At 65.8% G+C, this 13,835-nt stretch carries 16 protein-coding genes and 1 tRNA gene; 13 read left to right on the top strand and 4 right to left on the bottom strand.

Annotation, left to right across the window (positions count from 1 at the left end):
• Positions 1 to 86: 86 nt before the first annotated feature.
• A complete protein-coding gene (locus tag MU558_RS02735) occupies positions 87 to 548 on the top strand; it encodes a universal stress protein (RefSeq protein WP_246971742.1) in 462 nt (153 codons plus the stop codon).
• 21 nt (positions 549 to 569) lie between these two features.
• Here MU558_RS02735 and MU558_RS02730 read toward each other — a convergent pair whose 3' ends face one another.
• Positions 570 to 980 (bottom strand): hypothetical protein, encoded by a 411-nt coding sequence (locus MU558_RS02730; protein ID WP_246971741.1) that lies wholly within the window; start codon positions 978 to 980, stop codon positions 570 to 572.
• A gap of 135 nt (positions 981 to 1,115) precedes the next feature.
• Here MU558_RS02730 and MU558_RS02725 point away from each other — a divergent pair, with 135 nt between their 5' ends.
• The 10 genes from MU558_RS02725 to MU558_RS02680 all read left to right on the top strand — a co-directional run bounded on the left by MU558_RS02725 (position 1,116) and on the right by MU558_RS02680 (position 9,594).
• Positions 1,116 to 2,093: an ROK family protein gene (locus MU558_RS02725; RefSeq protein WP_246971740.1), complete on the top strand. Its 978-nt coding sequence runs from the start codon at positions 1,116 to 1,118 to the stop codon at positions 2,091 to 2,093.
• A 73-nt stretch (positions 2,094 to 2,166) separates the two neighbouring features.
• Positions 2,167 to 3,588: an LVIVD repeat-containing protein gene (locus MU558_RS02720; protein ID WP_246971737.1), complete on the top strand. Its 1,422-nt coding sequence runs from the start codon at positions 2,167 to 2,169 to the stop codon at positions 3,586 to 3,588.
• Positions 3,589 to 3,632: 44 nt separating this feature from the next.
• Entirely contained in the window at positions 3,633 to 4,001 is a 369-nt protein-coding gene (locus MU558_RS02715) for a NifU family protein (protein ID WP_246971736.1), read from the top strand.
• A gap of 107 nt (positions 4,002 to 4,108) precedes the next feature.
• Complete coding sequence (locus tag MU558_RS02710) at positions 4,109 to 4,660, top strand: amino acid-binding protein (RefSeq protein ID WP_246971735.1); 552 nt, start codon at positions 4,109 to 4,111, stop codon at positions 4,658 to 4,660.
• On the top strand, positions 4,660 to 5,607 hold the full coding sequence (locus tag MU558_RS02705; RefSeq protein ID WP_246971734.1) for a homoserine dehydrogenase: 948 nt from the start codon (positions 4,660 to 4,662) through the stop codon (positions 5,605 to 5,607). The genes MU558_RS02710 and MU558_RS02705 overlap by 1 nt, the downstream gene beginning before the upstream one ends.
• 206 nt (positions 5,608 to 5,813) lie before the next feature.
• Positions 5,814 to 7,082, top strand: coding sequence for a translation elongation factor EF-1 subunit alpha (gene tuf, locus MU558_RS02700; RefSeq protein ID WP_246971733.1), 1,269 nt, complete (start codon positions 5,814 to 5,816; stop codon positions 7,080 to 7,082).
• A complete protein-coding gene (gene rpsJ, locus MU558_RS02695; protein ID WP_006090080.1) occupies positions 7,083 to 7,391 on the top strand; it encodes a 30S ribosomal protein S10 in 309 nt (102 codons plus the stop codon).
• Between the two features lie 113 nt (positions 7,392 to 7,504).
• Entirely contained in the window at positions 7,505 to 8,113 is a 609-nt protein-coding gene (locus MU558_RS02690; RefSeq protein WP_246971731.1) for a rhomboid family intramembrane serine protease, read from the top strand.
• 155 nt (positions 8,114 to 8,268) lie between these two features.
• On the top strand, positions 8,269 to 9,423 hold the full coding sequence (locus MU558_RS02685; protein WP_246971729.1) for a M48 family metallopeptidase: 1,155 nt from the start codon (positions 8,269 to 8,271) through the stop codon (positions 9,421 to 9,423).
• 99 nt (positions 9,424 to 9,522) lie between these two features.
• Positions 9,523 to 9,594 (top strand) — tRNA-Ala (locus MU558_RS02680).
• A 72-nt stretch (positions 9,595 to 9,666) separates the two neighbouring features.
• On the opposite strand, the gene MU558_RS02675 is transcribed toward MU558_RS02680, so the two are convergent.
• Positions 9,667 to 10,554 (bottom strand): HpcH/HpaI aldolase family protein, encoded by an 888-nt coding sequence (locus MU558_RS02675; protein ID WP_246971728.1) that lies wholly within the window; start codon positions 10,552 to 10,554, stop codon positions 9,667 to 9,669.
• 464 nt (positions 10,555 to 11,018) lie between these two features.
• Entirely contained in the window at positions 11,019 to 11,201 is a 183-nt protein-coding gene (locus tag MU558_RS02670) for a DUF7501 family protein (RefSeq protein WP_246971727.1), read from the bottom strand.
• 251 nt (positions 11,202 to 11,452) lie between these two features.
• Here MU558_RS02670 and trpB point away from each other — a divergent pair, with 251 nt between their 5' ends.
• Positions 11,453 to 12,604: a tryptophan synthase subunit beta gene (gene trpB / locus MU558_RS02665; protein WP_246971726.1), complete on the top strand. Its 1,152-nt coding sequence runs from the start codon at positions 11,453 to 11,455 to the stop codon at positions 12,602 to 12,604.
• Between the two features lie 185 nt (positions 12,605 to 12,789).
• Positions 12,790 to 13,248, top strand: coding sequence for a hypothetical protein (locus tag MU558_RS02660; protein ID WP_246971725.1), 459 nt, complete (start codon positions 12,790 to 12,792; stop codon positions 13,246 to 13,248).
• A gap of 15 nt (positions 13,249 to 13,263) precedes the next feature.
• Here the strand turns inward: MU558_RS02660 and MU558_RS02655 are convergent, their stop codons facing one another.
• Positions 13,264 to 13,668, bottom strand: coding sequence for a CBS domain-containing protein (locus MU558_RS02655; protein ID WP_246971724.1), 405 nt, complete (start codon positions 13,666 to 13,668; stop codon positions 13,264 to 13,266).
• Positions 13,669 to 13,835 lie beyond the last annotated feature (167 nt).

The raw sequence follows: 13,835 nt of genomic DNA, 5'->3' as shown, positions 1-13,835 counted from the left end.
CGTCGCCGCGTGACGGGTGTCTGTCACCGAACCGAATACTTGTGCGGACGAGAACGCTTAACCCAGTCGGCGTTCCTCTCTCGAGCATGACGATCGAGACGATCCTGCTCGCGGTCGGACCGATGGACTCGGTACGAGCGGACGAACTCGCGGACGACGTCCTCGAGGTCGCGGTCCCGCTCGAGGCGACCGTCGTGGTCGGACACGCGTTCACGTCCGGGGAGTACGACGAAATACGTGACCAGCTCGGGTTCGACGTCGCCCTCGAGGAGGCCGATTCGGACGAGATCGCCGCGCGTCGCACGCCGGTTCCAGAACTGGAAGAGCGGTTCGAGGGTGCAGACGTCGACTACGAGGTCAGAGGCGTCGTCGGCGACCACGGCCCGGCGATCGTCGACCTCGCAGACGACGTCGGCGCGGATCGCATCGTCGTCGGTGGCCGCCGGCAGTCGGCCGGCGGGAAGGCGGTCTTCGGTTCGACCTCACAGGAGATCATGCAGTCGGCGAACTGTCCCGTCACCTACGTCCGCGACGGCGTCGCCGAGTGACTGCGGGCGTAGACGGCGTCGTCAGCGCCTGTCGGCCCGTTCTTTCCACTCCCGTTCCTGCCGTCGCTCGGCGACGTGTCGCCGTCCGTCCGCGACCTCCTGGCGCGTCCGCCGCTCGAGGGCGACCGTCGCCGTCAGCAGCGTCGACTGGAAGTCCTCGAGGACGTCGTACGACCAGCGGTCCTCGTCGACGACGCCGTGAGGGAGGAGGTCGTTCCGGACGGCGTCGGCGAGGTCGTCGTAGCCACACTCTCGCAGATGCATCTCCGCCTGGTAGAGGTGGTCCATCCCGTGACCCGTCGCGTGGTGGAACTCGATCAGACAGCCCTGTGCTCGCTGGAGCCACTCGAGTCCGAGTTCGACCTCGTGGAGCGCGCGTCGTTCGGACTCGGAGAGCGACTCGGCCCGATCGGAAGCGTCCTCCGTGGCCATAACTAGTATATGATAGCAAACAGCATACGAGTGTCGGTGGAGTCGGTCGTCGTGGACCTGTTTCGAAGCCGATACTCGAGCACGAGTAAAGATGTGTGTAGTTAAGTGTGGTGGCGGCCGTCCCATAGGGTAGGGATGTTCTACTACGCGGGCGTCGACCTCGGCGCGACCAACGTCCGGGCCGTCGTCGCCGAGAGCGACGGGACGACCGTCGGCTCGAGCAAGGACGCAACGCCGCGCGGGCCGACGGGGATCGACGTGACGGAGAAAGTACTGGCGACGCTCCGAGAGGCGTGTGCGGACGCGGGGATCGATCCAGTCCAGATCCAGGCCGTCGGGATCGGTTCGATCGGACCGTTCGACCTCGCGGAAGGGGCAGTGATCGATCCTGCGAACCTCCCCGACACGATCGATCGCATTCCGCTGACGGGACCGATAGAGAAACTCGTCGACAGCGACGAGGTGTACCTGCACAACGACACGAACGCGGGCGTCATCGGTGAACGCTTTCACTCGGATCGCAACCCCGACGACATGGCCTACATCACCATCTCCTCGGGGGTCGGCGCGGGCGTCTGCTGTGACGGCGAGGTCCTGAGCGGGTGGGACGGCAACGCGGGCGAGGTCGGCCACTACGTCGTCGACCCTCACGGGCGGATGACCTGCGGCTGTGGCCACGAGGGCCACTGGGAGGCGTACTGTTCGGGGAACAACATCCCCGACTACGCGCGCCTGCTCGCCGAAGACGATCCGACGATCTCGACCGAGTTACCACTCGAGGACCCCGACTTCACGGCGAAAGACGTCTTCGCCTTCGCCGGCGAGGACGACCTGGCCGACCACACGATCGAACAGGTGACCCACTGGAACGTCATCGGCGTGACGAACGTCGTCCACGCGTTCGCGCCGCTTGTCGTCTCCTTCGGCGGGGCGGTCGCGCTGCGAAACGAGGAACTGGTGATCGATCCGATCCGCGAGCGAATCGAAGACACCGTGATGACGAACGTCCCCGAGATCACGGTGACGGACCTCGGCGACGACGTGGTCGTCGAGGGTGCACTCGCGAGCGCGCTGACCGAGGGAACTGGCGATCGACGACGAATGCGAAACTAGGGCCGCTCGCACGCGAGATCGAGTCGATCCGCGCCACTGTTTTGTAGCTGGCCCGGGGAGAAGATGTACGCGTATGCGTCGCAGGACCCTCCTCCGCGCCGGCGTCGGCACCGCCGCCGCGACGACGCTCGGCAGTTCCGTCCCCGCCACCGCCGCAGCCGACGCCTACGAGCCGCTGGGCCGGCTCGAGGTCGACGGCGCGTGCGAGACGGTCGTCGGCGACGACGGCGACGTGGCCTACCTGGCGGTCGTCGACGGCTTCGCGGTCGTCGACGTGAGCGACCCCCGCGATCCGACCCTCCTCGCCGAGCGGCGCGACATCGCCGTCGGCGACCGTCGCCTCACCGACGTGCTCGACGTCGACGTTGCCGGCGACAGACTGGCCGTCCCAGGACCGGCAAACCCCGCCTTCGACGACGACTTCTACGGCATCGTCTGCTACGACGTGAGCGATCCCAGCGATCCCGTCCGCGCAGGCGAACCCTACGAGACCGGCTTTCACGTCCACAACTGTTCGCTCGACGACGAAACGCTCTATCTCGTCTGCAACGGCACGGCGGAAAACCCTCTCGTCGTCCTCGACGCGAGCGGAGACGACTTCGAGGAGATCGCCCGCTGGTCGGTCGCCGACCACGAACCCGCGTGGCGCGACGTCGACTCGCGGCTGCACTACCTCCACGACGTCACCGTCCACGGCGACGTCGCCGCACTCGCCTACTGGAACGCGGGCACCTACCTGCTCGACGTGAGCGATCCCAGCGATCCCCAGTATCTCGGCCACGTCGCCGAGACGACCGTCGACGACCAGCTCGAGCTGGACGCGGCCGCGGTGAACGACGCCTACCTGGGACTGCCCGGAAACGACCACTTCGCGACGCTCGACGAGCGCGGCGACCTCCTGGCGGTCGGCAGGGAGAGCTGGGCGACCGATCCCGGCGATCCCGAGGGTGCCGGCGGAATCGACCTGTTCGACGTCTCCGACCGCGACGACATCCGGCAGCTGGCGACGATCGATCCGCCGGCGACGGCCGACGCCTCCTACCGCGGCGGGTCGTGGACCACAGCCCACAACTTCGAACTCCGGGGCGGTCACCTCTACTCGGCGTGGTACCAGGGCGGCGTGAAGATCCACGACGTCACCGATCCCGCCGAACCCGAGGAACTCGCCTGGTGGCGCGATCCCGAAACGGCGGGATTCTGGACCGCCCGCGTCGCGCGCGAGGACGTCTTCGTCGCCAGTAGCACGACTCTGATTCCGAACGCCCCGACGGACGGCGGGCTGTACACGTTCCCGATCGAAGCCGGCCAGCAGGCCGACCCGCCCTCGCTGACCGGCGACGACGAGAGGACAGCGACCGACCCCGAACCCGAGTCGACGAACGACTCGGGAAGCGAATCGGGCGGCGACCAGCTATCCGGCTTCACCGCCACCGCCGGACTCGCCGGCGGTGCGCTCGCGCTCGAGTGGCTTCGCCGACGCGGCAGCGAGGAGTGAACGGGAACCGAAACTATTCCCGCGTCGACTCCCTAGGGCGGACGATGACCGAACTCGAGGGGGACGACGCGCCGCTGAAAGACCGCGTCGAGCGCTGGCTCGCTCGCGAGATGCCCATCATCCAGATGCACGGCGGCACCAGCGCCGTTCGCGAGGCGGACCCGGAGACCGGCGAGGTCGTCGTCGAACTCGGCGGTGGCTGTCGCGGCTGTTCGATCAGCGACGTCACGACGGGCAACATCGAGGCCGAACTGCTCAAGTGGCCCGAGATCGATGCCGTCACGGTTCGCGTCCCCGACGCGCGCGAAGAACTCGGCGGTCCCGACCAGCCCGAGTCGATCATGGGCATCGATCGTACCGAGGGCGGCCGCGGCGACTGGGGCTCGTCGAATCCGGGCGAGGATCACTTCTAGGGGCGACCGAGCGTGGCCAGTTTTGGGAACGCCTATATGTTTTTACGCGCCAATCCCACACTCGTACATCATGACGTGTGGACGCCCGCAGTTCGGAGGTGTCGGTGATGGGTGAGGAAATAGACGACGAGCCGGAGACGGACGGTGGCATCCGTGCCTACACCGTTCGACTCGAGCTCGTCGACGAACCCGGAGAGTTGCTCCGGGCGCTCGCACCAATCGCCGACAACGGAGGGAATCTCCTGAGTATCCACCACGAACGCGGCAACATCACACCGCGGGGGCACATCCCCGTCGAGGTCGACCTCGAGTGTCCCCCCGACCGGTTCGACGCCGTGGTCGACGGCCTCCGCGACGCCGGCGTCAACGTGATCCAGGCCGGCGCGGAACGCTACGGCGAGGAGGTCAGCGTCGTCCTCGTCGGCCACCTGGTCGAGACCGACCTCTCGGAGACCCTCGAGGCGATCGAAGCCGATGCGGCCGCGGCCGTCGTCGACCTCTCGCTTGCCGCACCCGATGGCATCGACGCCGTCTCGAGTGCGCGACTCCGTCTCGCCGTCGACTCCGGGCGCGTCGAGGACGCCATCGCGGCCGTCCGATCGATCGCCGACGAACGCGACCTCTCCGTCGTCGAACCCCTGCCGGGAGGTGATGCCTGATGCGGCTCGCCGTTCTCGGTGCCGGCGCAGTCGGCCGATCGGTCGCCGAACTCGCGGGCGAGTACGGCCACGAGGTCGTCGCCCTCGCGGACTCGCGACACGCCACCGTCGACGCGGACGGGATCGACGTCTCGAGCGCACTCGAGCGCAAGGACGCGGGGGACGCACTCGGGAGCGCGACGCCGGAGGAGCTCTTCGAGACCGACTACGACGTCCTCGTCGAGGCCACCCCGACGACGCTCGGCGACGCCGAACCCGGCTTCTCACACGTCCGGCGGGCGCTCGAGGACGACCGCCACGCCGTCCTCGCGAACAAGGGACCCGTCGCAGAGCGGTACGAAGAGTTGCGCGACCTCGAGCGCGAGAGCGCGGGCTCGATTCGGTTCGAGGCGACCGTCGGCGGGGCGATCCCCATCCTCTCGACGATCGAAGACAGCACGCCGGAAGCCGTGACAGCCGTCCGCGGCGTGTTGAACGGCACCGCGAACTTCATCCTCACGCGGATGGCCGCCGAAGGCCTCGACTACGAACACGTCCTCAGCGAGGCCCAGGACCTGGGCGTCGCGGAAGCCGACCCGACGTTCGACGTCGATGGCACCGACGCCGCGCTCAAGTTCGTCATCCTCGCGAACGTGCTCGCAGACGGCGGCTTCAGCCTCGAGGACGCGGACGTCACCGGCATCCAGAACGTCCCCGGCAGCGCGCTCGAACTCGCCGCCGAGGACGGCCGGACGATCCGGCTCATCGGCGAGGCCACGCGCGATGGAGTGCGCGTCGGTCCCCGTCTGGTGCCGGAAAACGGCGCGCTCGCCGTGACCGGAACCCGAAACATCGTCCAGATCGAGACCCGCCACGCCGGCAGCCTCCACAACAGCGGACGCGGTGCTGGCGGCCCCGAGACGGCGACTGCGGTGCTGTCCGACGTCGGCCGACTGCCGCCGCTCTGACCGGCGATTCGACACCGTTCTCGAGACGTTCTCGCCGACCGGACAGTCGTGGCTCTCGGACCGACGGCGTCGACCGGCGAGACCCGTGTGGACGTGACACAAACCGCAAGAGGGCGTCGGGGGACCCTGAACCCGGTTTCGAAATGGTTTTAACCGCAACGGGCAAAAGAGACCGATATAAGCGCCTCTGCGCGTGAGCTACAACAATGAGCGAAGACAAACCGCACCAGAACCTGGCCATCATCGGCCACGTTGACCACGGGAAGAGTACGCTGGTCGGGCGACTCCTCTACGAGACGGGGAGCGTACCCGAGCACGTCATCGAACAGCACCGCGAAGAAGCAGAAGAGAAGGGCAAAGGCGGCTTCGAGTTCGCCTACGTGATGGACAACCTCGCCGAGGAGCGAGAGCGTGGTGTCACCATCGACATCGCCCACCAGGAGTTCGACACCGACGAGTACTACTTCACCATCGTCGACTGTCCGGGCCACCGTGACTTCGTCAAGAACATGATCACCGGTGCCTCGCAGGCGGACAACGCCGTCCTCGTCGTCGCCGCAGACGACGGCGTCGCACCCCAGACCCAGGAGCACGTCTTCCTGGCCCGCACCCTGGGTATCGACGAGCTCATCATCGGCATCAACAAGATGGACGTCGTCGACTACTCCGAAGACGACTACAACCAGGTCGTCGACGAGGTCGAGCAGCTGCTCAAGCAGGTCCAGTTCAACACCGACGACGCCTCGTTCATCCCGATCTCGGCGTTCGAAGGCGACAACATCGCCGAGGAAAGCGACAACACGTCGTGGTACGACGGCGAAATCCTGCTCGAGGCCCTGAACGCGCTGCCCGAGCCGGAGCCGCCGACGGACGCGCCGCTGCGCCTCCCGATCCAGGACGTTTACACCATCTCGGGTATCGGTACCGTCCCCGTCGGACGGATCGAGACCGGTGTCATGAACACCGGCGACAACGTCTCCTTCCAGCCCAGCGACGTGGGCGGCGAAGTCAAGACGATCGAGATGCACCACGAGGAAGTGCCCAAGGCCGAGCCCGGTGACAACGTCGGATTCAACGTCCGCGGCATCGGCAAGGACGACATCCGCCGCGGTGACGTCTGTGGCCCCGCCGACGAGCCGCCAAGCGTCGCCGAGACGTTCCAGGCGCAGATCGTCGTCATGCAGCACCCCTCGGTCATCACCGCAGGGTACACGCCGGTCTTCCACGCCCACACGGCGCAGGTCGCGTGTACGATCGAATCCATCGACAAGAAGATGGACCCCTCGAGCGGCGAAGTCGCCGAGGAGAACCCCGACTTCATCCAGTCGGGTGACGCTGCTGTGGTCACCATCCGACCACAGAAGCCCCTCAGCATCGAACCCTCGAGCGAGATCCCCGAACTCGGGAGCTTCGCCATCCGCGACATGGGCCAGACCATCGCAGCCGGGAAGGTCCTCGACGTCAACGAGAAATAAATGCAGCAAGCACGCGTTCGACTCGCGGGCACGAGTCCCGAAGATCTGGACGACATCTGTGACGACGTCCGCGAGATCGCGAACAACACCGGCGTCAACCTCAGTGGGCCGATCCCGCTGCCCACGAAGACGCTCGAGGTTCCGACGCGCAAGTCGCCCGACGGCGAGGGTACCGCGACGTGGGAGCACTGGGAGATGCGCGTCCACAAGCGCCTGATCGACCTGGACGCCGACGAACGCGCACTCCGACAGCTCATGCGCATCCAGGTGCCCAACGACGTCTCGATCGAGATCGTCCTCGAAGACTGATCGCGATCGGTTACCTCTCGCGCAGTTCCACTCGCTACTGGAACCGATTGCGCCGGACCGAATAGCTGCTGGTCTCCTGAGTGCTTTTGTAGCTACCCGACGTACTGACTGACATGTCGCGTTCGTCGGGAAGTCCAATCGAAGAGACGCTCGTCGTATTCTTGCTCGTCGCGATCGTCCAGAGCGTCGCCGGCGTGCTCGGCGTGGTCGCCAGTCTGTTCGTCCTCTCGACGCCGCTCTCGCAACACCCGTGGACGATCGCCACCAGCGTCTACGCACACGCCGGCCTCGCACACCTGCTGTCCAATAGCGTCGCACTCGTGCTGTTCGGATGGCCCGTCGCCCGCGCGACCACCCGACTCCGGTTTCACACTTTCTTCCTCGTCACTGGAGCGATCGCGGGCGTCACGCAGGTCTGGGTGACGGGTTTCTTCGGGTACGGGGCCGCCGTCCTCGGCTCGAGCGGTGCCGTCTTCGCACTCCTTGGCTATCTCCTCGTAGTGAATCCCGTCGCCGAAAGCATCGCCTCGAGCGTCGACGTCCCGCGCTGGCTCGTCTGGCTGGTCTTCGTCTCGCTGGCTGCCGCCGTCACGATCGCAACGGCGAGTCCGCGAGCCGCGCTGGTCGCGCACTTCGTTGGCTTCCTGTTGGGGCTGGTCGCGGGCCGGGCCCGACTGTTGCAGGTGGACGAGCGGCACCCGGCCGAGAGCGTGATGGCGTGAGAGATCGACGGTCTCGATCGCACTCATCTCGACGTGTTCCACGCTGGGCGACCCCAGACAGTGGGCGTTCGGCGCTCTTCCGTCTGTGTCGGATTCTCGCTTCCAGAAGGTTTTTGCACCGACGTTTACCTACGTTCGGCAACAGGACAGTTTGCATGAACATGTATCGGCTCCATCTCTCGCTGCTGGTTCGGATGGTGGTCGCCGTCGCCATCCTCGCGACGGTCGCGCTCGTCGTCGCACTGCTTGTCGGCATCCTCGGGGGCGTGCTCGCGTTCGCCGTCTGGGGATGGGTGCATTCTGCCTTCGAGGGGTTCGCGTCGCTGCCGGCGATCAGCGACGTTGCATCCGTGCCGCCGTTTCTCGTGGCGGTCGGCGCTGTGCTCGGATTGATCCTCGTCGTCGACTGGTGGCCGACGATCGCCCGCTACACCGCCGCGACGCACATATTCCAGCCCACACCCGCCTCCCTCCTTGCCACGGGGTGGGCGCTGGGCTGTCTGTACCTCCTCGTCGTCGAGGGGAGTGCGGCGATCGTCCTCCTGCTCGAAACGGTGGCGGGACTCCTGCTCGCGTTCGGACTCAGCGCGATTCTCACCGTCGTCATGATGGTGTCCGGAGCGCGACGTGAAGTCCGACACCTCCGAGAGCGACTCGTCGACGACAGCGTCCCCGCGTCGGAGTTCGACGCCGACCTCGAGGCCACGGTCGCCCGGCTCGCACAGCTCGCGGACGTTCCCGCGCCCGACGTGTACGTCACCGAGACCGATCGACCCGAATCGTTCACGCTCGGCAGCGGCGAGACGGCCGTCGTCGCCGTCTCGACCGGCCTCCTCGAGGCGCTCCCGGGCGCGGAACTCGAGGCCGTCCTGGCCCACGAGGTCAGTCATCTGGCGAACTGGGACAGCCGGATCATGTCCGCCGCGATGGTCCCCGTGTTGATCGCCGACGACTGGATCGACGACGACCCGCGGGACGTCGACGACCGGTTCTGGAACGGCGTCTTCGGGCTGTTGAAATCGTACGGCCAGTTCGGCGTCGCGATCCTCTCGCGCGGCCGGGAGTGGCACGCCGACGCCGGCGCCGTGGCGCTTACGGGATCGCCAGCGGCACTCGCCAGCGCGCTCGCCACGCTCTCGGACGCCAGAGCGACGCCGACGACGGACCTCCGGAAGTGGGAACAGGCGGTCGTCGCACTGGACGTCCTCCCGCCGGCGGTCGACGACCTCGCGTCCGGTTCCTTCCGGACCCACCCTCCGACCGAGGATCGGATCGCCCGACTCAGGCGGCTGGCCGCGACGGAGCGGTGATCGGTCGGATTCGTGATCGCCGACCTCGTCGCGAGAGTGTCTCCCACGCCGCTGTCGAAACACAAGCTACAAATAGCGACCCCGGTTACGAATGCTCGAGGGCTCGTAGATCAGCGGCAGATCGCTTCCTTCGCAAGGAAGAGGCCCCGGGTTCAAATCCCGGCGAGTCCATGATTCTTGCTTCGGGTTCAAATCCCGGCGAGTACGCTTCTTCACGTGGTTTTCATATTTCGAGCTATTCGCTCATGGAGAGTCGTCGATCCGCTCCTGGACGGCCTGGGCGAGTAGCGCCGCATCGCTGCCGAGCGAGAGGACCTGCCAGCCCTCCTCGACGAACGGCTCGGCGTCGTCCAGCCCGATCCAGTATCCCGGCGCGATGTCGTTACGTTCTGCTGCTCGGCGAACCCGATCGACTGCCCGCTGGAACTCCGCCGTGTCGGTGTTGAGCGGATCGCCGAGCTGCGAGGAGAGGTCCGCTGGACCGATGAGCAGCGAGTCGATGCCCTCGATTTGTGCGACGCGATCGATGTTGTCGACGAGTTCCGCTGTTTCGACCTGGATGACGACGAAGACGTTCTCGTTCGCCGTTTGCATGTACTCCTCGTCGAACTCGAGACCGAACGTGCTGGCCGGAGAACCGGCGACGCCCCGGTCTCCTTTCGGTGGATAGTAGGCGCTGGCGACGAACTCCTCGACCTCCTCGACTGTCCGAAGCTTGGGAACGATGACGCCGTCCGATCCAGCGTCCAGCACGCGCTCGACTTCCTTCGGATGGGCGCCCGGAACGCGCGTGATCCCGGCGGTATCCTCTGGAATGACGCTCATCATCTCTCGCACTTCTCGAACGTCGTACGCTGCGTGCTCGGTGTCGATCCAGATCCAGTCGGTGTCCACGTGCGAGGTGACGGTCACGGGATCCATCCCCGCCAGGGACGCGGAGACGCCGTACACCGGCTCTCCGTTCTCGACCGCCTCGAGAAACTCGTCGGAAAAGGTGCTCGGATCGGTTCGCCCGTCGGCTGCGACCGCACTGGAGGCGAGTGCCCCCACGGCAACGGCACCCGTCGCCTTCATGTACCGCCGTCTCGTGGCTGACGGCGCAGTACTCGTCTGCTCGGTATTGTCTACCATACAACCTCTCGCCACATAGTATTCAGTAATTGTTTTTGGCAACGTACATTGTCGTATCCGCCAGATACGCCCGAGCTAGCACGGCCCGAGAAGACTTTCGACCCCAGTCGAGATCGAGAGCACGACGCTCGAGAACGCCGACGGGTGTCTCGTCGAACGTGGCGTCGAATCAACTCGAACGCTCGAGGTCGAAACACTGCTTCTCGACCATGCGCTTCCCGACGAGTGTGTCGACGTGGTTTGTGCGCGTTGTCGCGATAGGCGGGCGAGCCTGACTTGAACTGAGACATATGTCAGGGTGTGTCACGGGCCGTTGGACGCGTCCGCTGTGGTTCGTGGTACGGAATAACTTAGTACACAGTATCGAAGGTGTTGATGGCGAGTTCAGAAGGCGACTCCGTAACACACGGACCGCTCGATGGAGGAGGTGGCGGCGACACACTCGAGGTCGGCTTCAGCCGGCGTTATCCGCTCCACTCGCCGGCGACGTCGCCGGCGACGTTCTCCCGCCAGATCTCGAAGCCCGACTCGCAGTCGGGACTCTCGCCGAGGTGGTCGACGAAGCCAGCGCCGGGATCGGGTAAGTCGCCACCGCAGAAGGGACAGGTCGCCGGATCAGCCCAGTTCGTGGTCGTATTCACGGACATCGGTACCGCTATCTCGGACGGACCATCACATAAGTATTTTCGCTAAACATATGATATACATGGATGCACATAATAGGCACCTAATATTGCAGAGGGCAGGTTCGCTCGAGTCGACGTTCGGTCTCACGGCCGATCTCGAGCGGCCGGCCGAGATCCGAGACGGTACAGCGACGTCCGGAGGGTGACGCGAGTGGATATCGCTGTCCATCTCCGAACGTATTTTTACCCAGCACGGCAACGGTGGTGTAGACATGTCCCAGGGCGACTTCGAAGGCTACGGGGGACGGCACGTTCCCGAACCGCTGCTCGAACCTCTCGAGCAACTCGCCGACGCGTACGACGACGTGAGCGCGACCGACGAGTTCCAGACGGAGCTTCGCGACCTCCTCGAGGAGTTCGCCGGCCGGCCGACGCCGATCTACTACGCTCGCAACCTGAGCGAACGGTACGGGGTCGACATCTACCTCAAACGCGAGGATCTGCTCCACGGCGGCGCACACAAGATCAACAACGTGCTCGGGCAGGGCCTGCTCGCGAAGAAGGCGGGTCGCGAGCGGCTGATCGCCGAGACGGGCGCGGGCCAACACGGCGTCGCGACCGCGATGGTCGGCGCGTTGCTCGACCTCGAGACGGAGATCTACATGGGGAAAAAAGACGTCGAGCGCCAGGAGATGAACGTCTTCCGGATGCGGCTGATGGGTGCCGACGTCAACGAGGTCACTCGCGGTGACGCCGGCCTCGCCGACGCCGTCGACGCCGCACTCGAGGACTTCGCCGAGAACGTTGAGGACACCCACTACCTCGTCGGCAGCGTCGTCGGTCCCGACCCGTTCCCGCGGATGGTCCGTGACTTCCAGTCGGTCATCGGCGAGGAAGCCCGCGAGCAGATGATAGAGCGGACGGGCGAACTGCCGGACGCAGCGGTCGCCTGCGTCGGCGGTGGCTCGAACGCGATCGGGCTCTTCCACGCGTTCCGCGACGACGACGTCGCCTTCTACGGTGCCGAAGGCGGCGGCGAGGGCGCAGACTCGAAGCGCCACGCCGCCCCGCTTTCGAGCGGTGACGACGAGGTTCTCCACGGGATGAAAACGCGCGTGATCGACGAGGACGTCGAGGTCCACTCCGTCTCCGCAGGGCTGGACTACCCCGGCGTCGGTCCCGAACACGCCATGTTCCAGGCAGTGGGTCGCTGTGAGTACACTGGCATCACCGACGACGAGGCCCTCGCCGCGTTCAGGGAGTTGAGCGAGACCGAGGGAATCATTCCGGCCCTCGAGTCGAGCCACGGGGTGGCACGCGCCCTCCAGCTGGCCGACGACGGCGAACACGATACCATCCTGGTGAACCTCTCGGGACGTGGCGACAAGGACATGGAGACTGCGGCCGCGACGTTCGACCTCTGATACGGACTACTGTAAGTCATTTCCGACGCATCCGCATGACGGGTTGCAGATGCGCCGGTAAACAGTTACAGCAGACCGTATGAACTGACGGCCTCTGGGACTCCGGTCCGACGAGTACGGTCGACGCTCCGACGGGATCCGAACAGGCCGTCGTTAACTAAGGACACCATCCACCGGCTAGGCACATGGCCAGTGACGCTTCGGAGGCCACGTCCTCGAGCGGGCCGGTCACGACCCCGAGTCCGGACGACGCCAGCGGCTACGGCCTCACGCTCACGCTGATCGGGGCCGTCCTCCTCGCGCTCGCGTACTACGGCGTCGTCGCGATCCAGGGCAGCCACCGACTGGGACAGGCGCTGCCGGAACCGTTCTACTTTCTCGCGCTCGCGTTCCTGTTCGTCGTCGAACTGCTCAACAGTCGTCAGCGCGGACTCGTCGGACTCGCCCGTGCGATCGCGTTCACCGCGGTCTACGGCGCGCTGTTCGTCTTCGCCGTGGAGGGCGGCGCGTACCTGTGGGCAAATCCGAACGTTGCCCTCGAGGGTTACGTCGGCGTGACGGTTCTCGCGATCGCACTCGTCGCCTCGGCACTCGTCTACGTGGGGTATCTGGCGGTGCTCGAGGCCGACGGCGGATCGGCGTGATGGCACACCGCGCCGTCACGCGGGACTTGGCGTCTGGACGTGAGACAGGTAAGCTGCGAGATCAGTCGTCGTCACCATCCCGATGACGCCCTCCTCCTCGTCGACGACCGGCAGGTGGTGAAAGCCGTGCTCGATCATCGTGTCCGCGACGTCGCGGATCGACGCCTGCGCGTGCGTCGTGACGACGTCGGTGGTCATGTATCGCGAGACGGACGTCTGCGCTTTCGGATGGCTCTCGGCGACGATTTCGACGAAGTCGGTGGTCGTCAGGATCCCCTCGAGTCGTTCGTCCTCGTCGACGACGACGACCGAGCCGATGCCGTTCTCGAGCATCGCTTCGCCCGCATCCTCGACGAGCGTGTCGGGAGAGACGGTGTGGAGGTCGGTAGACATGAGCCGTGCGACGAAAATGTCATCCATGTGCGAACGTGTCACAGTGCAACGTATTAAGGATTCGTCTCGGCGAACCCGTCGAACTCGCTCGAGTTCCGAGCCATCCTCGACCCGATACGACAGGGTCTCGATATCGAGTGTGACGCCGGACGAGAGTTTAAATACGAGAGAGTCACTACTCCGTGACAGACCGA

The sequence above is a fragment of the Natribaculum luteum genome (genome assembly GCF_023008545.1).
In the GTDB taxonomy this organism is placed as follows: Archaea; Halobacteriota; Halobacteria; order Halobacteriales; family Natrialbaceae; genus Natribaculum; species Natribaculum luteum.
This window is presented reverse-complemented; position numbering and strand designations above follow the sequence as displayed.

Coding starts and splice junctions, on each gene's coding strand:
- MU558_RS02735 (WP_246971742.1), top strand. CDS start 87: ATGACGATCGAGACGATCCTGCTCGCGGTCGGACCGATGGACTCGGTA.
- MU558_RS02730 (WP_246971741.1), bottom strand. CDS start 980: ATGGCCACGGAGGACGCTTCCGATCGGGCCGAGTCGCTCTCCGAGTCC.
- MU558_RS02725 (WP_246971740.1), top strand. CDS start 1,116: ATGTTCTACTACGCGGGCGTCGACCTCGGCGCGACCAACGTCCGGGCC.
- MU558_RS02720 (WP_246971737.1), top strand. CDS start 2,167: ATGCGTCGCAGGACCCTCCTCCGCGCCGGCGTCGGCACCGCCGCCGCG.
- MU558_RS02715 (WP_246971736.1), top strand. CDS start 3,633: ATGACCGAACTCGAGGGGGACGACGCGCCGCTGAAAGACCGCGTCGAG.
- MU558_RS02710 (WP_246971735.1), top strand. CDS start 4,109: ATGGGTGAGGAAATAGACGACGAGCCGGAGACGGACGGTGGCATCCGT.
- MU558_RS02705 (WP_246971734.1), top strand. CDS start 4,660: ATGCGGCTCGCCGTTCTCGGTGCCGGCGCAGTCGGCCGATCGGTCGCC.
- tuf (WP_246971733.1), top strand. CDS start 5,814: ATGAGCGAAGACAAACCGCACCAGAACCTGGCCATCATCGGCCACGTT.
- rpsJ (WP_006090080.1), top strand. CDS start 7,083: ATGCAGCAAGCACGCGTTCGACTCGCGGGCACGAGTCCCGAAGATCTG.
- MU558_RS02690 (WP_246971731.1), top strand. CDS start 7,505: ATGTCGCGTTCGTCGGGAAGTCCAATCGAAGAGACGCTCGTCGTATTC.
- MU558_RS02685 (WP_246971729.1), top strand. CDS start 8,269: ATGAACATGTATCGGCTCCATCTCTCGCTGCTGGTTCGGATGGTGGTC.
- MU558_RS02675 (WP_246971728.1), bottom strand. CDS start 10,554: ATGGTAGACAATACCGAGCAGACGAGTACTGCGCCGTCAGCCACGAGA.
- MU558_RS02670 (WP_246971727.1), bottom strand. CDS start 11,201: ATGTCCGTGAATACGACCACGAACTGGGCTGATCCGGCGACCTGTCCC.
- trpB (WP_246971726.1), top strand. CDS start 11,453: ATGTCCCAGGGCGACTTCGAAGGCTACGGGGGACGGCACGTTCCCGAA.
- MU558_RS02660 (WP_246971725.1), top strand. CDS start 12,790: ATGGCCAGTGACGCTTCGGAGGCCACGTCCTCGAGCGGGCCGGTCACG.
- MU558_RS02655 (WP_246971724.1), bottom strand. CDS start 13,668: ATGGATGACATTTTCGTCGCACGGCTCATGTCTACCGACCTCCACACC.